This is a genomic window from Saccharospirillum alexandrii (assembly GCF_043641555.1).
In the GTDB taxonomy this organism is placed as follows: Bacteria; Pseudomonadota; Gammaproteobacteria; order Pseudomonadales; family Natronospirillaceae; genus Saccharospirillum; species Saccharospirillum alexandrii_A.
Genome location: NZ_JBHZRJ010000004.1, coordinates 102024 through 120528, shown reverse-complemented (window position 1 = coordinate 120528; position 18505 = coordinate 102024). Strand labels below are relative to the sequence as shown.

26 protein-coding genes are annotated in these 18505 nt (G+C 52.8%); 20 read left to right on the top strand and 6 right to left on the bottom strand.

The window, feature by feature from the left end:
• Window position 1: 1 nt before the first annotated feature.
• The 12 genes from ACHUE7_RS15020 to ACHUE7_RS14965 all read left to right on the top strand — a co-directional run bounded on the left by ACHUE7_RS15020 (window position 2) and on the right by ACHUE7_RS14965 (window position 7980).
• On the top strand, window positions 2-370 hold the full coding sequence (locus ACHUE7_RS15020) for a hypothetical protein (protein WP_394170711.1): 369 nt from the start codon (window positions 2-4) through the stop codon (window positions 368-370).
• A 187-nt stretch (window positions 371-557) separates the two neighbouring features.
• The gene (locus ACHUE7_RS15015; RefSeq protein WP_394170710.1) at window positions 558-932 is read left to right on the top strand and encodes a hypothetical protein; all 375 of its coding nucleotides are present in this window, start codon (window positions 558-560) and stop codon (window positions 930-932) included.
• A 32-nt stretch (window positions 933-964) separates the two neighbouring features.
• Window positions 965-1579, top strand: a complete 615-nt coding sequence (locus ACHUE7_RS15010) for a LysE family translocator (protein ID WP_394170709.1) — start codon at window positions 965-967, stop codon at window positions 1577-1579.
• Between the two features lie 109 nt (window positions 1580-1688).
• Entirely contained in the window at window positions 1689-2387 is a 699-nt protein-coding gene (locus tag ACHUE7_RS15005; protein WP_394170708.1) for a hypothetical protein, read from the top strand.
• Window positions 2388-2397: 10 nt separating this feature from the next.
• A complete protein-coding gene (locus ACHUE7_RS15000) occupies window positions 2398-2883 on the top strand; it encodes a nucleoside deaminase (protein WP_394170707.1) in 486 nt (161 codons plus the stop codon).
• Window positions 2884-2994: 111 nt separating this feature from the next.
• The gene (locus tag ACHUE7_RS14995; RefSeq protein ID WP_394170706.1) at window positions 2995-3300 is read left to right on the top strand and encodes an ASCH domain-containing protein; all 306 of its coding nucleotides are present in this window, start codon (window positions 2995-2997) and stop codon (window positions 3298-3300) included.
• A gap of 792 nt (window positions 3301-4092) precedes the next feature.
• Window positions 4093-4692, top strand: coding sequence for a class I SAM-dependent methyltransferase (locus tag ACHUE7_RS14990; protein WP_394170705.1), 600 nt, complete (start codon window positions 4093-4095; stop codon window positions 4690-4692).
• 64 nt (window positions 4693-4756) lie between these two features.
• On the top strand, window positions 4757-5188 hold the full coding sequence (locus ACHUE7_RS14985; RefSeq protein ID WP_394170704.1) for a bifunctional diaminohydroxyphosphoribosylaminopyrimidine deaminase/5-amino-6-(5-phosphoribosylamino)uracil reductase RibD: 432 nt from the start codon (window positions 4757-4759) through the stop codon (window positions 5186-5188).
• A 34-nt stretch (window positions 5189-5222) separates the two neighbouring features.
• The gene (locus ACHUE7_RS14980; protein WP_394170703.1) at window positions 5223-5888 is read left to right on the top strand and encodes a formylglycine-generating enzyme family protein; all 666 of its coding nucleotides are present in this window, start codon (window positions 5223-5225) and stop codon (window positions 5886-5888) included.
• A 221-nt stretch (window positions 5889-6109) separates the two neighbouring features.
• On the top strand, window positions 6110-6508 hold the full coding sequence (locus tag ACHUE7_RS14975) for a GFA family protein (RefSeq protein ID WP_394170702.1): 399 nt from the start codon (window positions 6110-6112) through the stop codon (window positions 6506-6508).
• A gap of 47 nt (window positions 6509-6555) precedes the next feature.
• Window positions 6556-7077, top strand: a complete 522-nt coding sequence (locus ACHUE7_RS14970) for a GrpB family protein (protein ID WP_394170701.1) — start codon at window positions 6556-6558, stop codon at window positions 7075-7077.
• A 207-nt stretch (window positions 7078-7284) separates the two neighbouring features.
• The gene (locus tag ACHUE7_RS14965) at window positions 7285-7980 is read left to right on the top strand and encodes a DNA alkylation repair protein (RefSeq protein WP_394170700.1); all 696 of its coding nucleotides are present in this window, start codon (window positions 7285-7287) and stop codon (window positions 7978-7980) included.
• A gap of 67 nt (window positions 7981-8047) precedes the next feature.
• Here ACHUE7_RS14965 and ACHUE7_RS14960 read toward each other — a convergent pair whose 3' ends face one another.
• Window positions 8048-8659 (bottom strand): DUF938 domain-containing protein, encoded by a 612-nt coding sequence (locus ACHUE7_RS14960; protein WP_394170699.1) that lies wholly within the window; start codon window positions 8657-8659, stop codon window positions 8048-8050.
• 92 nt (window positions 8660-8751) lie between these two features.
• Between ACHUE7_RS14960 and ACHUE7_RS14955 the strand changes: the two genes are divergently transcribed.
• The 3 genes from ACHUE7_RS14955 to ACHUE7_RS20655 all read left to right on the top strand — a co-directional run bounded on the left by ACHUE7_RS14955 (window position 8752) and on the right by ACHUE7_RS20655 (window position 11745).
• Window positions 8752-9219 carry an SRPBCC domain-containing protein gene (locus ACHUE7_RS14955; RefSeq protein ID WP_394170698.1) on the top strand — a complete coding sequence of 156 codons (468 nt, stop codon included), beginning with the start codon at window positions 8752-8754 and terminating at the stop codon, window positions 9217-9219.
• A 70-nt stretch (window positions 9220-9289) separates the two neighbouring features.
• The gene (locus tag ACHUE7_RS14950) at window positions 9290-11275 is read left to right on the top strand and encodes a hypothetical protein (protein ID WP_394170697.1); all 1986 of its coding nucleotides are present in this window, start codon (window positions 9290-9292) and stop codon (window positions 11273-11275) included.
• A 107-nt stretch (window positions 11276-11382) separates the two neighbouring features.
• A complete protein-coding gene (locus ACHUE7_RS20655) occupies window positions 11383-11745 on the top strand; it encodes a GFA family protein (protein ID WP_463558985.1) in 363 nt (120 codons plus the stop codon).
• Window positions 11746-11777: 32 nt separating this feature from the next.
• Here the strand turns inward: ACHUE7_RS20655 and ACHUE7_RS14945 are convergent, their stop codons facing one another.
• The 3 genes from ACHUE7_RS14945 to ACHUE7_RS14935 all read right to left on the bottom strand — a co-directional run bounded on the left by ACHUE7_RS14945 (window position 11778) and on the right by ACHUE7_RS14935 (window position 13938).
• Window positions 11778-12119: an ASCH domain-containing protein gene (locus ACHUE7_RS14945; protein WP_394171071.1), complete on the bottom strand. Its 342-nt coding sequence runs from the start codon at window positions 12117-12119 to the stop codon at window positions 11778-11780.
• 148 nt (window positions 12120-12267) lie between these two features.
• Window positions 12268-13470 carry an FAD-dependent monooxygenase gene (locus ACHUE7_RS14940; RefSeq protein ID WP_394170696.1) on the bottom strand — a complete coding sequence of 401 codons (1203 nt, stop codon included), beginning with the start codon at window positions 13468-13470 and terminating at the stop codon, window positions 12268-12270.
• Between the two features lie 54 nt (window positions 13471-13524).
• Window positions 13525-13938, bottom strand: coding sequence for a MarR family winged helix-turn-helix transcriptional regulator (locus tag ACHUE7_RS14935; protein ID WP_394170695.1), 414 nt, complete (start codon window positions 13936-13938; stop codon window positions 13525-13527).
• Window positions 13939-14164: 226 nt separating this feature from the next.
• On the opposite strand from ACHUE7_RS14935, the gene ACHUE7_RS14930 reads away from it, so the two are divergent.
• Window positions 14165-14797: a DUF2975 domain-containing protein gene (locus ACHUE7_RS14930; RefSeq protein WP_394170694.1), complete on the top strand. Its 633-nt coding sequence runs from the start codon at window positions 14165-14167 to the stop codon at window positions 14795-14797.
• On the top strand, window positions 14797-15009 hold the full coding sequence (locus ACHUE7_RS14925; RefSeq protein ID WP_348474273.1) for a helix-turn-helix domain-containing protein: 213 nt from the start codon (window positions 14797-14799) through the stop codon (window positions 15007-15009). The genes ACHUE7_RS14930 and ACHUE7_RS14925 overlap by 1 nt, the downstream gene beginning before the upstream one ends.
• A 21-nt stretch (window positions 15010-15030) precedes the next feature.
• Here the strand turns inward: ACHUE7_RS14925 and ACHUE7_RS14920 are convergent, their stop codons facing one another.
• Window positions 15031-16305 (bottom strand): O-acetylhomoserine aminocarboxypropyltransferase/cysteine synthase family protein, encoded by a 1275-nt coding sequence (locus ACHUE7_RS14920; protein WP_394170693.1) that lies wholly within the window; start codon window positions 16303-16305, stop codon window positions 15031-15033.
• A gap of 177 nt (window positions 16306-16482) precedes the next feature.
• On the opposite strand from ACHUE7_RS14920, the gene ACHUE7_RS14915 reads away from it, so the two are divergent.
• From ACHUE7_RS14915 to ACHUE7_RS14905, 3 genes are all read left to right on the top strand, one after another.
• Entirely contained in the window at window positions 16483-16947 is a 465-nt protein-coding gene (locus tag ACHUE7_RS14915; RefSeq protein ID WP_394170692.1) for a DUF3592 domain-containing protein, read from the top strand.
• A 52-nt stretch (window positions 16948-16999) separates the two neighbouring features.
• Window positions 17000-17458: a GNAT family N-acetyltransferase gene (locus ACHUE7_RS14910; protein WP_394170691.1), complete on the top strand. Its 459-nt coding sequence runs from the start codon at window positions 17000-17002 to the stop codon at window positions 17456-17458.
• A gap of 155 nt (window positions 17459-17613) precedes the next feature.
• Window positions 17614-17991, top strand: coding sequence for an MmcQ/YjbR family DNA-binding protein (locus ACHUE7_RS14905; RefSeq protein WP_394170690.1), 378 nt, complete (start codon window positions 17614-17616; stop codon window positions 17989-17991).
• Between the two features lie 69 nt (window positions 17992-18060).
• Here the strand turns inward: ACHUE7_RS14905 and ACHUE7_RS14900 are convergent, their stop codons facing one another.
• Entirely contained in the window at window positions 18061-18465 is a 405-nt protein-coding gene (locus ACHUE7_RS14900) for a hypothetical protein (protein WP_394170689.1), read from the bottom strand.
• Window positions 18466-18505 lie beyond the last annotated feature (40 nt).

The window sequence follows — 18505 nt, the reverse complement described above, 5'->3', positions numbered from 1 at the left end:
CATGGTTCAAACAGCCGCGTTTTTGTATGTTGTCATCGTTGTTGGAGTGATTATTTTTCAGTTCTGTCTGATTGCAGGTGCACCCTGGGGGCGTTTGACACAGGGCGGACGTCATGAAGGTGCACTACCGGTTTCGGGGCGTTATGCAGCAGCGTTGTCGGTTTTGTTGCTGGCCAGTATGGGCGCGGGTATAGCCTCGGCCGCTGGAATGAGGCCACACTGGCCGATGTGGACTGCCTATGTCGCACTCGCCGTGCAGACGCTGAGTACCGCCATGAACTGGATTACCCCATCTCGAGAAGAGAGGGCTTTGTGGGGCCCTATAACCACCGTCATGTTATTGTTAGCGGCTTACGCCATACTAGCCTAGTGGCAGCAAAAGACGAACTCGGGGCGAAAAAGAGGCGAGGTTGTATGATGACGACAATTGCGCGCTATTGGATTATTGGATGGAATCAGATAAGCACCTTATCTGACTGAAAATGCCTCCTAGATTGTTACAGCTGATATCTGGGAGCTCGAAACACACCAAGCCGCATGACACTTAAGGTGACCGCATGAGTGACCCTATGAAAAATGATGTAGAAAACACTGAGAGACAGGCTACCATTATCTCTTCATTGCGCTCACCGATGAGTGTTTTTGGGCTGTCCATGTTGATCTGCAATGCGGTTTTCTCAACCTCAGCGGCTATCATGAATAATTTGGAAGCCTTCATCTATTCGATACACACCTTTCTGGCCATTGTCTTTTTGTTCGTGATTATCGCGATCTGGAGCCCCAGAACGCTTTACCATCCCGCCGACTTAAAAGGGCTTGATAAAGACCTGCCGGACATTAATCATTCGAGACTGATCATCACCCTTGTCCTGTTGCTGGCGGGTTTTTCATACACCGCTTATCAGTTGTATAAATTGAACTTGGAATTGTGATCTACTAAACGCAACTGGGGAGTCACTCTACTGTGTTCACCACTGAATTCTTATTAACGTCACTGGTTGTTGTGCTTATTCCTGGCACGGGTGTGATTTTTACTGTGTCTATTGGCCTGATGCAGGGGCGTCGGGCAAGTCTCTGTGCTTCTCTTGGCTGTACGCTCGGCATTGTGCCGCATTTGCTGGCCACATTACTGGGGCTGGCTTTCATTATGCACACAAGTGCAGTGGCCTTTCAGGCGCTTAAGTACGCGGGGGTTGCGTACCTGCTTTACTTGGCGGTTGCCACTTGGCGTAACCGAGAGGCGTTCTCTGTTCAGGAAGTGAATCAGCCAGGCAGTGTTGCTTCGCTGGTCGTAAAAGCTTTTCTGATAAACATCCTTAACCCCAAGCTGACCATCTTTTTCCTGGCCTTCCTGCCGCAGTTCATTACAGCAGGCGCGGAGTCCTCAATGGCTCAGTTCCTGGGGCTTGGGATTGTCTTTATGGCGATGACGTTCGGTGTCTTCGCTTTGTATGGCCAATTGGCGTACGCGTTTCGGGTCGTCGTTATAGAATCCCCCAGGGTTCAGGCTTGGCTGCGCCGTGGTTTCGCGACCGCTTTTGCAGGCCTGAGTCTGCAGCTTGCTCTTACGGAGCGTTAACGCGTCTACGGTAGGCAGCCCCTATAGTATCTTCCGTATTACTCAGCGCAACGTGGGTCGATATTCAGAACAGTGGTGCAAAATCACCTCCGCTAAGAGACATGGGCCGATGACGTTACGATGTGTAGACTTGGCACAAACCAATCGCTGGCTGACGGATCGGGAGCGCAACGCCGTTGCGGGGGTGATCACGTCCTGTTTTGCGAACGTATCGTCAACAGACTATATGGCCAACTACTTTGATAGCCCGGGAGCTTTCCAGCGCAAGTTGCGACTGTACTTCCAGGGAGACAGTTTGGTCGGTTACTGTTTGCTTGTGTTTACTGAAGAATCCGACGCTGTGTTGATTCGTGCGTCAGCCGGTTTTCTGCCGGCGTACAGGAAAGGCGGCAATACCTTTCAGTTTTCGTTAACCGAGAGCACGAAGTGTTGGCTGCGCCGACCCTGGCGCAAGCTTTACTACGCTGACACGATGCTGAGCCCGGCCATGTACCGGGCGATTGCCAAGAATATTGCGATCATTTGGCCACACCACCGTCAAAAGACACCCAATGTACTGTTTGAGCGTTTTAATTCACAAGGCAATGTCAGCCAAACCACCGCAACCCGGTGTTTGGTGTCGGTCGGGCGCGTGAGTAACTATACTGAGAGCGATCTGGCGGCGTTTCAGGCCAGTGATAAACCAGAGATCCGGTTCTATCAGGCGGTAAACCCCGACTTCACTAAAGGTGTGGCTTTATTTGTCATCGCCCCTGTCCATCTGAAACAGCTTATTTTGACGGGCTTGAAACACATTCGCCAGGGCTGAGGAATTTGTTATGGTGAACCCAACAGACATGAAGCACCTGCGACGGTGTGTAGAACTGGCAACAGAAGCGTTGGAGATAGGGGATGAGCCCTTTGGGTCTGTTTTGGTCTCAGCAGATGGGACGGTCTTGTTTGAAGACCACAATCACGTCGCCTCTGGTGACCACACCCGCCACCCTGAGTTCGAGATAGCTCGCTGGGCTGCAGCAAACATGAACCCGGAGGCCAGAGCAAAGGCAACCGTTTATACCTCTGGCGAGCATTGCCCTATGTGTGCCGCTGCCCACGGTTGGGTTGGTTTGGGTCGTATTGTGTACGTGTGTTCCTCCGAGCAATTGACAGCATGGCTAGCCGAGCTAGGCGTTTCTGAGCCTGCCGTACGACCTCTGCCAATCCGTGACGTAGTTCCGAACGCGGTGGCTGAGGGCCCTGTGCCAGGTCTTGACGAGCAGGTGCACAAGTTACACCGTAGTTTTCACAGTCGGAAGGGTATATAAAATGGTCTCGGTGGTAGTAGCGGTGAAGAATCCACTTAAGAACAGCTTAATCCGCTCGCGTCCGTTTTGTCTGGAATAGGTCACCAACATCATGAATTCCAGATCAGCGCTATGATGTTCCGCCGAAAGCTTAAGCGCCATATCCTCTCCGGTAGAAAGACGAGCACTGTTCGTAATAAAGCAGACAGTGATTACCATAACGGCCAGGAGCTCGATGCACTCTTAGACGAAGATGGCAGTAAGATTTGCCGTATTCAAATTACCAGTATCGAGCCGGTACAGTATAATGATCTGAATCGCCAGCATGCGAAGGCAGAGTATCTTCCGTTTGTGTTTATACTTAAATGGATTATTCGCAGAATCTACCCGGGCGAGAATGAGCTGTTCTTCATACGCTTTAAGGTGTTAAATGACTAATGGTTAAAAGTCATGATTGCCTGACAGTGAAGCCTGTGAAGGTAAAAAGGCGATTGTTAGACGCCCATTCCAGGCAACTGCCAAAGTTAGGTTTTTGTTGTTAAGTAAACTTGGATGCAGTGGTTGTAACCTTTGCCGACTATTCACCAAGTAGGATATTAGAGAATCATGGAAAAGATGCGGGTTTATCTAGCTGGGGTAGTCATGTTGCTTAGTTCTCCCGTTGCTTTGGCGTCTGGCTCCAGCGGTATGCTGACGCTAGTAGTGGGTATTCCATTGTTGATCTTGGGGTCAGCGATTCTGTCGCTTATGTTGTTAATACGTCAAAGCAGGTTTATAAAAGTAGTCTCCATCGTCCTGTTCGTCCCCGTGTTTCTCTACAGCTTGTATGTCGCGACTGACGCGATCGGGCTTTTAGGTACCTTTGGTTCAGAGAACTCAATGATTGGGTTCGCTTTCTTTGGTCTTTTGAGTGTTTGCTGTTTTCTGTTTTATATACACATGAACAGGTCAATAAAATCACTACCGGAAAAACGGATATAAAGATAGAGTCAATTATTGAAAGCGACCTTTCCAGTGTAAGTTAGGTGAGAAGAACGATAAAGAAACCTTCTAGATAGTAAAGTTTTTAGGTCAGGTTAACTATGAAGCTAGCAGAGGGGGCGGCGACGGCTTGAATGGTTATGGGGAATTTCCGAGCTTGGTTTAGTATGAACCAGCCTCATAGCAAGGGCATAGCATGCAGGCTCTTTGGTTACTGCATATCTATTGTATTATTTAGGACTTTAACCCATGAAACCTCATCAGATTGGAAAGGCCTACGATCAAATCGCTGATTTGTGGGATAGCGACAAGTTTCCTAACGACAATGGAATATCTCAGCACAACCGCGCCATCGCCTTCACGGATAGACGCGGAGCTGCGCTGGATGTTGGTTGTGGCTGGAACGGGCGAATTATTGACCTACTATTAGAACAAGATTTTTCACCTGAAGGCATCGATGTTTCAGATGAAATGATTACTAGAGCCAGGAAAAAGTACCCGGATGTGACGTTCTACCATGCCGATGTGTGTTTCTGGCAGCCAACAAAGCGTTACGATTTCATTACTGCCTGGGATAGCCTTTGGCACGTTCCGCTAGAGGATCACGAAAGTGTACTCAAGAAGTTGTTGTCCTCTTTGAACCCGGACGGCGTCTTCATTTTTTCAACTGGCGGGCTCGATGAGGCCAATGAGCATACCGATGATTATATGGGGCCGAAGGTTTACTATTCGGCTTTAGGTATACCAAAGCTGCTGGACGTAATCTCAGAGTCAGGCTGTATATGCAGACATCTGGAATATGATCAGTATCCGGAGTTGCATCTGTATCTTATTGTGCAGAAGTCGTGAATAGAGCGAAAACCGCTCTGCGCGTGTCAAGATCGTTAACAGTACTCATTCTTTAGGCCCCACATTGAAATCACATGAAGCGTTCATGAAGCTAGCTCTGTCAGAATCCAGAAAGGCTCTGCCAGACTGTTTACCAAACCCACCTGTTGGGTGTCTTCTGGTGAAAGGCGGAACAGTGGTTGCCAGTGGGTATACCAAGGCTCCGGGCAGGCATCATGCGGAAGCAGACGCCCTGGCCAGGTACGCGGGCTCACTAGCGGGAATAACCGCTTATGTGACGTTGGAGCCTTGTTCCTTCCAGGGAAGAACACCTTCCTGTGCCGAAGCATTGATCAGCCGAGGCGTAAGCTGCGTGGTCGTGGCGTTGACAGACCCCCATCCACGGAACAATGGCCAGGGTTTGGAGAAATTGCGTCGAGCTGGGGTCGAGGTAGTTGAAGGGGTCTGTGAACAAGAAGTGGAGGGGTTCCTGAAGCAGGACCTGAATAACGGCTGATTAATGGTCATGCGACATTTCTGAGGGAAGATCTGTGAGGGAAATTGAAGGATGGATGGTTCCGATACCTAAAGGCACCATTACGCTACGGGATGATAGGAAGAAGGCATCATGGACCGTTCAAGTTGAGCCGTTTTTACTGAGCAAGTACCTTGTCACCCAGCAATTATATGGTTCCGTAATGCAGATGTTTCCCTCTGTTTTCGTGGGGGATCGTCGGCCAGTAGAGACGGTATCCTGGTATGACGCCGTTCAGTTTTGTAACGCACTGTCACAATCTTCGGGCCTGGATAGCTGCTATCGTGTTGACCTGAGTTCTCAAACTATTGAGTTCATTGAAGGTGCTAAGGGCTATCGGCTACCCACCGATGCAGAATGGGAATACGCCTGCCGTGCCGGTAATAGCGCAGCCCAGTATGGTCCAATTGACGACATTGCCTGGTATGAGGAAAACTCAAATGCCACAACGCAAGTTGTGGGTTTAAAAGCTGCCAATGAGTTCGGCCTATTCGACATGCTTGGCAATGTATGGGAGTGGTGTTGGGATGTTTATGACCCGGAAGTTTACGGCACTTACCGGGTTTTCCGTGGCGGAGGCTGGTGTGACGCCAGTAGAGGGTGTCTGGCATCGAATCGTCGGCGCAGCCACCCTACCTATAAAATCGATGACTTAGGCTTTCGGGTTGCAAGGTCGCTATAAGTAAATTCATACAGCCTTAATAGGCCGTGAATGAAATGATAAAGGGTATTGTCAAAGGTAAAGCCGAAGTTCGAGTGGGTAAGGTTAAGATGCTTCCTATTCTATCCTGGGTTGCACCGAGGTTCTCGTTCAGATTGCTCAACTCGCTAGCCAACTAGCCGTAGAATTACGTTGCACATTTGGTACAGTGTGCGCTCTCATGCAATAAGGTACTACCACCAATGAAGCTAACTGGCAGCTGCCTATGTGGTGGCATTCAGTACGAAATAAACGGTCCACTGACCGATGTTTTAAACTGTCACTGTTCAATGTGCCGTAAGCTGCATGCTTCGGCATTTAGAACTCGGGCCAAGGTGCAAGCCTCAGACTGGCAAACGCTCAAAGGCCGGGAACTGATCAGGTTCTATGAATCCTCCCCGGGTGAACATAAAGGCTTTTGTTCAAACTGCGGCTCAAGTCTCTACACCAAGTTCGATGCTAACCCCGGCATCTATGGCTTTCCACTGGGAACACTTGATACTGACCCCAGAGTCAAAGCTGAGCGTCATGTGTATGTCGCCAACAAAGCGCCCTGGTTCGATATTACAGATGACCTCCCTCAACATGAAGAGTATGACTGATACGGTTGGGCTCAATAAGCCCAGTAAAGGTTGGAAATGGGTGCATCGTGAACCAAAGAAAGATTGAAGTTGTGAGATATGACCCTGCCTGGGTGGCAACATTCAAATTGGAACAGTCGTTACTGAAACAAGTTCTTGGCAATGTGGCAATGGAGATTGAGCATATTGGCAGTACTGCGGTTCCCGGTCTGGCGGCTAAGCCTGTTATTGATATCCTGATTGAAGTGTCTGACTTTAGTGAGCTGGAATCTAAAGCCCACGCTATGGAATCAATAGGGTATCTGGTGATGGGTGAGAATGGGATTGCAGGGCGGCGATACTTCCAGAAAGGCGGGCACCAACGCAGCCATCATGTTCACGCCTTTGAAGCGGGAGACACACATTTGCTACGCCACAGAGCCTACAGAGACTATTTGATTGCCTATCCGGATGTTGCAACAGAGTACTCGGAAACCAAGCGACTAGCGGCGGCTGCTTGTGGGAACGACATTAACCAGTATATGAGCTTAAAGGATAGCTTTATCAAGAAGCATGAAGCACTGGCTATAGAGTGGTATATGAACCAGTGAACATCGAGGCTTATCTGTTTTCGGCCTTAACAGCTCAGAACTGCTTCAGATAGAGGGATGTATGGTTCTGGCGAATGGCTTGCAGAATGCCTCGCATTTCCAGTCTTAGGCCCGAAACTGGTTGCGTTTTTTTGTGGGTGATACCGCCGATTACTGGTTCACTGTCGTGATTCGTCTGATTACCCACACTTACTTTAAGGCCTTTGCATGGATACCGAATCAGTAGCGGACGACATTACACAGAGTCTGCAAGCGCTTGGCCGTGGAACCCGTCAGGAGCACCGGCCCAGTTCCCAGCATGATTTTGGCGTTTACACGCCCGATTTACGTGGCGTAGTGCGAGACTATAAAAACCGTTTGGCAACGCAATCGGCAGAGGATGTCTATCACGTCGCGCTTTGTCTCTTGGATAAGAGGGTCACCGAGTGCAGGCAAGCCGGGTATGAGCTAATAGCTGGCCATAAGGGTGCGAGGGAATCGCTAACACCGACGCGAATAGAAGCGCTTGGTCAGGGAATTGATAATTGGGCGTGCGTTGACAGTTTTTGTTGCACGCTGGTAGGAAGGGCTTGGCGGGAAGGCCGGGTTTCAGACGCGACTATCATGCGGTGGGGTAAGTCGCAGGATCTGTGGTGGCGGCGTGCTGCTGTGGTTGCAACGGTGCCGCTTAATATTAGATCCCACGGGGGCGTGGGGGATACAGCTAGAACGTTGTTGGTATGTCAGCCGCTGTTGGACGATAAAGAGATAATGGTTCAGAAAGCGATTAGCTGGGCGCTTCGCTCTCTGGTGCCCTGGGATCGGGAATCGGTTCAGGCGTTTCTGGCAGAGCATTCAGACTCTGTATCAGCACTGGTTCGACGTGAAGTGACGCATAAGCTCCGTACAGGTAAGAAGAACTGATGGGTGCTAGTTGTGTTTTGCAGAGCCGTTCACCCCTATACAACCATTAAGCCCCCAGGAAAGCCCGTTAAGGGTGAGTACCGGTCGACCTGAACACCAATAATCGATTGTTTGCGGGCATGGCTACGTCGTCTTTCAGCAACAGGCCTTCAGCCCTGGCCAGAATGTTCAGATCGTCCAGGTCGCGAATGCCCATCTGCGGTGCCCGGGTTCGCAGGTGTTGGTCGAACTGTCGGTTACTGTCACTGGTAAAGGACCCCTGATAATTGAACGGACCGTAGAGACAAAAAGCGCCGTTGAGGGTCAGTCGATTGCCGATTCCCTGGAACATCTTTTCGACCTCTGGCCATGCCATGATATGGGCGGTATTTGCCGAGAAGACGCCGTCGAACTCGGTGATTGGCCAGGGGCTGGCACTGACATCCAGATATAGTATGGGCAATAGGTTAGGCAGGCCCGCCTGTTCCAGCCGCAGTCGGCTCAGGTGAGCAGCGTCAGGATGGTCGGAGGGTTGCCACTGAAGGTGAGGCAGTGCTCGCGCGAAATGCACGGCATGTTGGCCGGTACCCGTACCGATTTCAAGCACTCTGGCAGGCTGATCAAACACCTCAAGAAGTACGTCCAGAATGGGGGCCTGGTTGTTTTCGCAGGCTTGGGAAAAGGGCAGTTCGGTAGCCATTGTGGTGTTTCCTCCTCATTTTTCTCACACTACCACACGGGGGTTGTCTGGCGACAACTTGATGTCAGTTAATCAACAGGAATCGACAAAATATGACCCCAAGAATAGATTCAGCATCACGATTAATCTCCGCCTCTCCAGAGACCATATACCGAGCGTTCTCTGAGCCGGGTTCAATGGAGCGCTGGCTTCCCCCAGGTAATATGACAGGTAAAATGTTGCATTTCGATTTTCGCGAAGGGGGCTCGTATCGAATGAGGCTTACCTATACTGAGCCGTATCAGGGAGGAGGCAAAACATCGGAGGATTCAGACGAGGTCGAAGTGCAACTAACGAAACTCGAAGAGGGTCGGGTGATAGAGCAAGCAGTTGTTTTCGAGAGCGAAGACCCTTTGTTCTCTGGCACAATGCAAATGAGTTGGATGTTCCAGTCCGGGAATGGGCGAACGCTGGTGACAATTCAGGCCAGAAACGTACCGGAAGGTATCCGGCCCGAGGACCACGATGCAGGGTTGAACTCGACCTTGGAGAAGCTCGCAGAATTTGTAGAATCGGAATGACTGAGGCAGCATGAGTTGAGTGCCTTGCTTGCACCCCACCGAGTACCCTTTGCATTCAGGATCCAAAACCATGGGCGACCAAAACGCCAACCTTATAACTGAAAAGGCATTGAAACAGTTTGATGCAGCACTGGCGGACTTCGGCCGCGCACGCAGCGCCAATCCCAACGCCTCTAGCATTTCGCTGCTGGAGCGTACCCGGGTACTGATGACGCTGCCGGGTGGCTTTGATGCGTTGTACCGGCGGGTACGCTCGCTGGAATCTGCTGGCATTTTCGGCACCAGCGACTGGGCTCAGCCGGGCATTTTGCAGCCGGCGCTGGCCAAGCATTCGCTTCGAGAGGCGGGGGCTGTTACCACGGTGGTGGAGGCCATTAGCGAGCTGCGCATGCTCGCTGTTAGCCGGGGAGATTACTTTCATCCCGGTATTTCCGCGGAACAGGCGCGAAATTTCCTGACCCAGGTGATGGCGTTGAATCTGGATCTGCTGTCTGGTCAGTTCACGGAGGCCGACCGGGAACGCCCAAAACAGCTCGGGTTCATTGTTCAGGACCTCTACCAGTACCTGATTTCCCATCTTGGCTATGAAAGCCTGCTGGATAGCCTGGTGGCGGAAGTCTGGCGGTTGCTGGAGCAGGGGCCGGTGCAGGTTGGCAGCATCTGCGAAATGATCAGCCAGATTGCCAAATGCCTCTATGACCCGGCCATTAATACCACCGGTAACGCTGACGCGACCCGCCTGGTCAACGCGCTGTTTGCGCCAACACCGGCCAGTTCCGAAGACCCGGGTCTGCCAGTCTATGAGCAGCGGCTCACGGAAATGGACGAGGCAGCGCTGGTTACCGAAGCCCGGGGCTTTGCCCGCACCATGCACGAAACCGGCCTGGCCTCCGCGTACCACGCGGTTATGCTGCGCTTCTTGCGCAACCAGGAACGGGATGATCTGATCCCAGAAATGCTGGGGTTGACCATGACCGGTCAGGACGACTTCTATTGTTACACCAGCCTGGTCAGCGCTCTGATCGACGAAGCGATTTACCCGGAAACCTGCCAGTCAGTGTTCGGCCTGACCATGATGCTAGAGCGTGGTTCGTTGTTTACACCTTCCGTCGCGCAAGCTCTGTGGCGCCAGATCAAGCTCAAGTTGTCGACGGAGACTGAGGCGACCCTTAGGGAGGCCTTCGGCGAGGCGCGGGCGCCACGGGTATTTTTGTTGGCCGGGGTTATAAACCTGCTTGGGCAGCCGCTGGGTGTCGGCCAGGGCAATAACCCAACCTGTCAGTCGGCCATTGGTTTGTCGGTGTGGGCGTCCAGCGAGGCCGATTACCTGCTTCAGGTGCTCGCCTGGGCCGCCCGGGACAACGAAGTGTTGTGTCGTTTTGAGGGTCATAGCATCTCTTCCCGGAATCTGGAGCCCGGGCTGGTAACGGGGGTTCCGGTTGATGTGGACCCGGTGTCACTGATCCTTATCCCACATCTCGATCGCATCTATGGCGATATGTGGCGTCGTTGTGAAGACCGGGATGACGATGCCCACCGCTGGATAAACCCCGAATTCTACGGCTGGTGGGTCAGTCACGGCTTTCGGGTGGTGGCGGATATCCACACCGGGGAAATACGCGACTATGAGGGGTTCATCCGGTGTTTCTATGCCAGTTATCACCCTTATTACAACGGCAATATGACGGTGATTCACGCTCAGCCAGCCGGCATCGCAGTTACGGACAGCGCAGGCCGCTTCGTCGGTCGCCATGCCATTAACATTCTGCGCGTTGGGCTCAGCCCGGAAAACGAGATGCGGGTCTATTTCTTTAACCCCAACAACGACAGCGGGCAGGACTGGGGCCAGGGCATTATCTGCTCAATACGGGGAAATGGAGAGCATCGCGGTGAAGCCTCTCTGCCCATTGCCGAGTTTGCATCCCGTCTCTACGCCTTCCATTACGACACCCTGGAGTTGGGTGATGTCTCGGCTGTGCCTGATGCTGACGTTGACCGTATTATGGAACTTGGTAACACCAGCTGGGCGGCTCCGCGCGAGAACTCACCAGGCTGAGTCTGTCGCCAAACTGGACACGGCGAGCGTTAAAAAGCAATCAGATACCAATGTGAGACAGACACACTTAAACCGTAAGTCTGTAGTATTCATCGGAGGATCAGCCTTTGTATAAAACAACCTGTCATTGCGGAAACGTTGAAATCAACGCCCCGGAACTGCCCAGCCGGCTTATTCAATGCAATTGTTCCATCTGCAGACGGTACGGAACACTGTGGGGCCATTATACCAGGGCGACCGTCAGCGTTAATTACCGACCAGAATCCGTGGTAGCTTACATCTGGGGTGATAAGGTTATCGAGTTTTTTCACTGCGCAAAATGCGGATGTGTCACCCATTATGAGGGGGTTGAAAAAACACCTGAAGAACGGCTTTCAATCAACTTCAGACTATTTTCACCCGAGGTCTATTCCGATGTGCCGGTTCGACTGTTCGATGGTGCAGAGACCTGGCAATTTATCGATGATTAGCCGGCTGTCGATGCTACGTAACTGTGCCCTGGTCAAGTGATTTTCGGATACACAACGCGGAACTGCTCGCACACCACTGGCATTTGTAAGCTCGGTTCCTGGCCTATTCGCTCGCACTCTCTTCCAAAATACGACCAATGCGCCTTTCGCCAGTATTCCAGGGTTTTGTCTCCTTCACCTTCCGTCGCTGCAAATTCCTCGCTAACGGACTCACAGGATACGACGGCAACCTCCGTTGTTTCGATAATACACAGCGGCTCGTTGTTCCAGTTCGTCACGATACTGAGCACCCCGGGCCTGGGCAGAGGCTTTTGCTCAGCCTCATTTGACCACAGCAAGCCAGCGGTGGCGCGTTTGGTGCCGGCCAGAACCAGCTGTGCCAGCGCATTGGCGTCTTCTTCGTTGTCGTCGAAGTGGAACGCCTCGTAGAAAAGCGCCGATACGTCCTGTCCAATTGCTTTCTGGTAGGTTTCTCAGTATTCACGCTGGTCCTTTGGCAGGTCCATAATTCCTCCTTGCTTGCTATGTGGGTAGGTCTGAGTGAAGCGCTTCTCTTGCCCAAGCAGTGTAGACCAGGTGGCTGCCCCAGAGCTGAGCCATTCCATGGGCGCTTGCATCAAAGTCGTTGTCGATGCTGTTCTGGTTGCGTTGTTGGCAGTAGTCGGGATCGGTGTTGAACAAGGCGGTAGCGAGCTGTCTGCCTGCATTGCCTATTGCATGGGTTTTTGCTGTTCTCAGCGCGGTGAAGCTGGAAAATACAGAGGCAAGGTTACCGCCTTGTTTGAGTAACCTGGCCAGATGCCAGGCATCTTCAAGCGCCTGGCAAGCACCCTGACCAGAGGTGGGCAGTGCTGCGTGAGCCGCATCGCCGATGAGTAACACATTGTCCCGGTGCCACCGGTCGATCGGGTTGTGGTCGTGTACGTATACTTTGTTGATGTGCTCCACTGGTGTCTGCTCAATGAGCATAGCTATTTTGTCGTTCCAGCCTGAAAACAACGCTGCCAAGTCTTGCTTGTAGGCTGCCGGGTCATTCTTTCCGACCTGTGGTTCAGCGACACCGCCAGCCCAGTATGCGACTTTGTCGGTCACCGGTACTATTCCGAAACGGGTGCCGACCCCCCAGTAATCGAACACGTCGGTATCAGGGAACATGGAAACGGGCGATTCAAACACCCCTATCCAATTGATAAAACCCTGGTAGACCGGTGTATTGTCACCGTGAACAAAGCGTCGGGCAACCGAGTTCATTCGACCGTCGGCCCCGATGACGACATCGGGTTCAATGGCCGGCAGTTTGTCGAATTGTATGGTGGTAGCGCCCGAATCGCCGCCGCTTATATCAACCACTCTGTGACCGTAGTGAACCCGAACACCGAGTGTAGCCAGGCGGCGTTCGAGAATGCGCATCAGGTCTTTGCGTAGCATGGACAAACTCGGATAACCCATTAAGGTGTTGATCTGACCGACATTCAATGCGCCCAGAGCTTGCCCATCTGAAGACGTTCGTACCATTCGGGTGATGGCGCCTGAGACAGCAGCGGTCTCATCCAACACCCCCAGTTCTTTAAGGACGAAGGTGGCGTTGGGCCAGCACACAATCCCCGCACCAATCGTTGACAGGCTCGCTTGCCGCTCATAAATCCGGACGTCAAAGCCTTGTTGGGTCAATGCTATGGCGGTGGCGAGCCCACCAACACCGGCGCCCAGAATAGCAATGTTCAAAACAAACTCCTTATCGTTCAGCGGTGTATCAAGATGGCTGACATATGAATTAATTCAGTTGGGGATGCGATTGAGAATGTCGGTAAAAACATCGGCTTCCTCGGGTGTCATAAAGTCAAGCCGGCTGAGGAAGGTATCCATAATCTGCTTGCCCTGAATCAGGTTCTTTTTGCCTTCTCTGGTCAGCTGAATGAGAACGCTTCGTTGATCCGTCGATGAAGGCGACCTGACGATTAACGCCTTTTTTTCGAGCTTGATCAGCATTCTGGATACGTTCGACATCGGGTCGAACATGCTCGATTTAATGGTGTTTACAGTGCACCCGGCCGGAGCACTTTTAGCCACTACTTCCATAATGCGTAGCTGCGGTGCGGTGAGGTCGAGTGATTCTGCTAGCGCTTTATTGATATGGCCATTTAAGCGTGCCGCTTTTCGCAAAAACAACAAAGCCAGTTGTTCGGTATTCATAGCCCACTCCTTCATTTGCATGGCAATATATGTGTCATGACACCTATATTCAAGTGAGTAAGGAAATTAGCGGGATAGCCCGCGAGGCGTTTTCAGCCTGAAATTTGGTACGCTACCACCGTTTCTTAATATAACTTATGTTTAACATAAAATATTTCTTGTTATGCGATATTTCAACGAGTAAGCTGCAACCACGTTAAACAGGAAACAACCGGAGGCTTAAGGGATGTCGGCTCGTATTCTGCACGTTTTGATGAATCTGGCGCTTGGGTTGGCGTTGGGCTTTCTCACGATCGCCGCCGCGATATTGATTGGCGCACCCTTGCTTGGGGAACCATTACTGAGCCAGTGGCCGGTGCTCGCGCCCCAACCCGGCTCAGCCTGGCTGGCGTCGGCCCAGGGTATCGGTTCAACGCTGACGCTGGGTCAGGGAGTGCTGAGCGTCGAACATTCAGGTTTTGGCTGGCAATGGCTGGTACGTGCAGTGGATCTGGTTATTTCAGGGGCTTTATTAGTCGCCGGCCTGTGGTTGTTGCGGCGTTTCATCGGCGACGTTGGTAATGGCATGCCATTTAGCTCTGGCAGTGCCAGGCGTTTGCGCTCTGTCGGATTCATTTTGCTGGCATTCCCTCTTTGGCAGTGTGTGCGTGACACCATCTGGCACAACTTGCTTATTCACCAGATGCCCCAGCACGGACTGGAATTGATCTTTCCTTTTCAATCTCCTGCTGAGAACACTTTCCAGCTGCAGTTTTCAGTCGATTGGGGGTTCGCTGTGACCGGTTTGTTGCTGCTGGTCGTAGCCGAGGCGTTTCGGGTGGGCGTTTCGTTGCGGGAAGAAAACGAGGAAATCATCTGATGGCGATTGTGGTTCGGCTCGATGTGATGATGGCGCGCCGGAAGATGTCATTGAACGAACTGTCGGCCCGTGTCGGTGTGTCGGTTACTAATTTGTCGCTGCTGAAAACCGGCAAGGCGAAAGGGGTTCGGTTTTCTACGCTGGAGGCCATTTGCCGGGCGTTGGATTGTCAGCCCGGCGACCTGCTGGAACACGAAGCGGGTTCGCAATGAACCCGTCCGTGTTTTATTGGGTTACCCAGCCGATTTGGCGAGTGCCTGGTCGATGTCGGCAATCAAATCGTCAACGTGTTCGATGCCGATCGACAACCGAACCATATCAGCACTGACACCCGCCGCTTTCAACTCATCATCATTTAACTGACGGTGAGTGGTTGAGGCAGGAATGGCCGCGCAGCTTTTTGCATCACCAATATTTACCAGGCGCAGTATCAGTTGCAATGCATCGTAGAAGCGAGCACCGGCTTCGCGGCCGCCTTCTATGCCGAAGCTGAGAATGCCCGAGGCGGTGCCGTTCATGTATTCCTGAGCCAGGGCATGGTCTTTGTGGTCGGGCAGCCCTGCATAGTTCACCCAGCTGACCCGGGGGTGCTGTTTCAGGTATTCGGCAATTTTCTGAGTGTTTTCGCACACACGTTCAATCCGCAGCGCCAGCGTCTCCAGGCCCTGAAGAATGTTCCAGGCGGCCTGAGCCGACAGAGCGGCACCCATGTTGCGCAGCGGCACAACTCGGGCCCGGGTAATGAAAGCGGCTTCACCCACATCGCGGGTGTAGCTGACGCCGTGGTAAGACACATCGGGCTCGTTCAACAGTGCGAAACGCTTGGGCTGGTCGGCCCAGGGAAACTTGCCGGAATCGACAATCACGCCGCCTACGGTAGTGCCGTGGCCGCCCATGTATTTGGTCGCCGAGTGCACGACGATGTCGGCGCCCTGCTCGATCGGCCGCCACAGAAACGGCGTGGCAACGGTGTTATCGACGATCAGCGGAACACCCGCTGCGTGGGCGATGTCAGCCAGGCGTTTGATGTCAACAACGCTGCCCGAAGGGTTGCCGACCGATTCGCAATAAACCGCCTTGGTGCGTTCATCGATCAGTTTGGCGATGCCGTCAAAGTCGTCTTTATCGGCGAAGCGGGTTTCAATGCCCTGACGCGGCAGAGTGTGGGCGAGCAGGTTGTAGGTACCGCCATAGAGTTCGCTGATCGAGACGATGTTGTCGCCTGCTTCGGCGATCGTCTGAATCGAGTAGGTAATTGCTGCCATGCCGGAAGCGACCGCCAGCGCGCCGATGCCACCTTCGAGCGCGGCCACCCGTTGCTCGAGTACCGCACAGGTTGGGTTCATGATGCGTGAATAGATGTTACCGGTGACTTTCAGGTCAAACAAATCCGCCCCGTGCTGGGCGTTGTCGAAGGAGAACGAGGTGGTCTGGTGAATGGGTACAGCCACGGCGTGCTGGTCGTCAGCCTCGTAGCCATGGTGCAGGGCAATGGTCTCGCGTTTCATGAGCAGATCCTTGTTGTAGGTGTTAATGCATGTTACCTCGGAGCCACAGGATAACAAGCCGATATGGAGCCACGCCTGTTGGGGGGTTGTACTCGTCGACTCAACGGCAAGGCTGGCAGTTTCCCTCTACGACGACTTGCGTTAATGTGAGCGCTCCACCCATGACGAGCCTGAGCAATGAACCTACCCCTAGTAGCTGGTCTGGCGTTTGCACTCTTTGGCCTCTATTTGCTGTTTCATTCAATTGCCAATTACAAGCATGCGATAGCAAGCCAGAGTTGGCCGAGTGTTGCCGGGCGGCTGGTCGAGGTTCAGCTTTGGAAGAAGCGCTTAATTGAAGGGGAAATGAAAGACGCCGAGCATTTGAAGGTGGCATTCAGCTATCAGGTTAACGGGCGCGACTACACTGGAAGGTTACCCACTTTTTATACGCTGGTTTACCCGGAGACCGTCGAGTTTGCCGAGCATTACCCGGCCGGTAGCGAGGTTCAGGTGTATTACAATCCGGTTGACCCTACTGATGCAGTGCTGGTTCCCGGGCTGAAAAAAGACAAGCCCTACAGCGAGCTGATTCTGGCTGTCATTTGCTTGGGTGTGGGCATCGCAGTAGCAGTACTCGGCTGGCTGGGTGTCATTGGCTGATGTTACTCGTTAACTTACTCAGTCTTCACACTGTATATGGAAATCAATAAGCATGGCGGCGCTGCAGTTTAGAAAAACCCAAAATAACGATGTAGAAGCGCTGTTCGATGTGCGCGGCAAAACACGAGAAAACCCGATACCCAAAGCCAGGCTGGCTGAGATGGGCGTTACCCCGGCCAGTATGGTCGAGGGTCTGGAATCGGGTGAGCTTCTTGGCTGGGTGTGCTTGAGTGATTCGTTGGTGGTTGGCTTTTGTACCGGTCATATCGCCACGGGCGAAGTGCTGGTGTTGGCCGTATTGCCAGCCTTCGAAGGCCAGGGCATTGGCAAACAATTGCTGGGCAAGGTTGTAGCAGATTTGCAGCAGACGGGTGCCAACCTGATCTGGCTATCGGCAGACAGCAATTCAGCTATACGGGCGCATGGCTTTTACCGGCAGTTGGGGTGGCGGCGCAGTGGCGAGGTGCTGGAAAACGGTGACGAAATTCTGGTGTTGAGCGCCACCGTTTAGCGGTTCAGGTGTGCGTTCCGTTACTGGCAAATGGCAGAGCAAACGCGGAGCAATGGCTTTCTAAATGGGAGCGTCTGGTTGGTCCACTGCGTGATTTGGGCGTGCCAGCTAGCCTGTTTTGAGGTTGGGGTGAACCCGGTAAACGGAGAAAGCAGGTGACCTACGATGAGTTCAATGATTTTTGCCAGGCGCTGCCGGCTACCACGCACGTTGTTCAATGGGGTGGCGCCCAGGTCTGGAAAGTAGGCGGAAAGGTATTTGCCATTGGCGGCTGGGGTGACAATGACAGCCCGGCCTATACCTTTAAAACCTCTGATCTGGATTACGACGTGTTGCGAGAACAGCCCGGTTTTCGACCCGCGCCTTACTTAGCTTCCCGGGGCATGAAGTGGATTCAGCAGGTCGATGCATCTGCCGCTGCAGATGAAGAACTCAAATATTACCTCACTGAATCACACCGGATTGTTTCGCTTGGCCTAAGCAAGAAGAAGCAGAAAGAGCTGGGTCTGAATCAGCAAGTGCACCCCTTTTGAGGGTTCACATTTGTTGAATGACATCAGCCGATGATTGTTTGAACGACCACTGCCGGGGTGCGTGACTTTTCAGGCGGTAGCCGCGCCGGCCCTCATGCGTTTCAACCAATAGCGCTCCAGGCAGGCAAACCCCATCACCAGCAAGGCTACATCGGCCAGCAGCAGGTGCCCCCAGAGACTGAGTTGCTGCGCATAAACCAGCATGACGACGGGCGTTGCCATGATCCAGGTCATGTCCAGCGCGAACACCCAGGCGACTCTGGTGGTTGATCCGGAACCGGGCAGCGTGCGTCGCACCAAAAACACGCCGAGTGCAAACAGCACCAGCCCCGCGCCCACCAATTGCAGCAACCAGGGCGCGACGCCACCCATAAATGCGCCGATAGGGCTTGGTATGGCCATTAACAACAGGCCGGCAATGGCAGACGTAACGGTATTGGTCAGTAAGGTGGCAGATAAGCTGGGTACTTTCATGGGGTCTTCCTCATCGAACGGGTTGAGCGGCCACTGTCCC

What these genes read in the sequence shown, in the direction of transcription:
- ACHUE7_RS15020 (WP_394170711.1), top strand. Translation starts at nt 2, where the DNA reads ATGGTTCAAACAGCCGCGTTTTTGTATGTTGTCATCGTTGTTGGAGTG.
- ACHUE7_RS15015 (WP_394170710.1), top strand. Translation starts at nt 558, where the DNA reads ATGAGTGACCCTATGAAAAATGATGTAGAAAACACTGAGAGACAGGCT.
- ACHUE7_RS15005 (WP_394170708.1), top strand. Translation starts at nt 1,689, where the DNA reads ATGACGTTACGATGTGTAGACTTGGCACAAACCAATCGCTGGCTGACG.
- ACHUE7_RS15000 (WP_394170707.1), top strand. Translation starts at nt 2,398, where the DNA reads ATGGTGAACCCAACAGACATGAAGCACCTGCGACGGTGTGTAGAACTG.
- ACHUE7_RS14995 (WP_394170706.1), top strand. Translation starts at nt 2,995, where the DNA reads ATGATGTTCCGCCGAAAGCTTAAGCGCCATATCCTCTCCGGTAGAAAG.
- ACHUE7_RS14990 (WP_394170705.1), top strand. Translation starts at nt 4,093, where the DNA reads ATGAAACCTCATCAGATTGGAAAGGCCTACGATCAAATCGCTGATTTG.
- ACHUE7_RS14975 (WP_394170702.1), top strand. Translation starts at nt 6,110, where the DNA reads ATGAAGCTAACTGGCAGCTGCCTATGTGGTGGCATTCAGTACGAAATA.
- ACHUE7_RS14965 (WP_394170700.1), top strand. Translation starts at nt 7,285, where the DNA reads ATGGATACCGAATCAGTAGCGGACGACATTACACAGAGTCTGCAAGCG.
- ACHUE7_RS14960 (WP_394170699.1), bottom strand. Translation starts at nt 8,659, where the DNA reads ATGGCTACCGAACTGCCCTTTTCCCAAGCCTGCGAAAACAACCAGGCC.
- ACHUE7_RS14955 (WP_394170698.1), top strand. Translation starts at nt 8,752, where the DNA reads ATGACCCCAAGAATAGATTCAGCATCACGATTAATCTCCGCCTCTCCA.
- ACHUE7_RS14950 (WP_394170697.1), top strand. Translation starts at nt 9,290, where the DNA reads ATGGGCGACCAAAACGCCAACCTTATAACTGAAAAGGCATTGAAACAG.
- ACHUE7_RS14935 (WP_394170695.1), bottom strand. Translation starts at nt 13,938, where the DNA reads ATGAATACCGAACAACTGGCTTTGTTGTTTTTGCGAAAAGCGGCACGC.
- ACHUE7_RS14930 (WP_394170694.1), top strand. Translation starts at nt 14,165, where the DNA reads ATGTCGGCTCGTATTCTGCACGTTTTGATGAATCTGGCGCTTGGGTTG.
- ACHUE7_RS14925 (WP_348474273.1), top strand. Translation starts at nt 14,797, where the DNA reads ATGGCGATTGTGGTTCGGCTCGATGTGATGATGGCGCGCCGGAAGATG.
- ACHUE7_RS14920 (WP_394170693.1), bottom strand. Translation starts at nt 16,305, where the DNA reads ATGAAACGCGAGACCATTGCCCTGCACCATGGCTACGAGGCTGACGAC.
- ACHUE7_RS14915 (WP_394170692.1), top strand. Translation starts at nt 16,483, where the DNA reads ATGAACCTACCCCTAGTAGCTGGTCTGGCGTTTGCACTCTTTGGCCTC.
- ACHUE7_RS14910 (WP_394170691.1), top strand. Translation starts at nt 17,000, where the DNA reads ATGGCGGCGCTGCAGTTTAGAAAAACCCAAAATAACGATGTAGAAGCG.
- ACHUE7_RS14900 (WP_394170689.1), bottom strand. Translation starts at nt 18,465, where the DNA reads ATGAAAGTACCCAGCTTATCTGCCACCTTACTGACCAATACCGTTACG.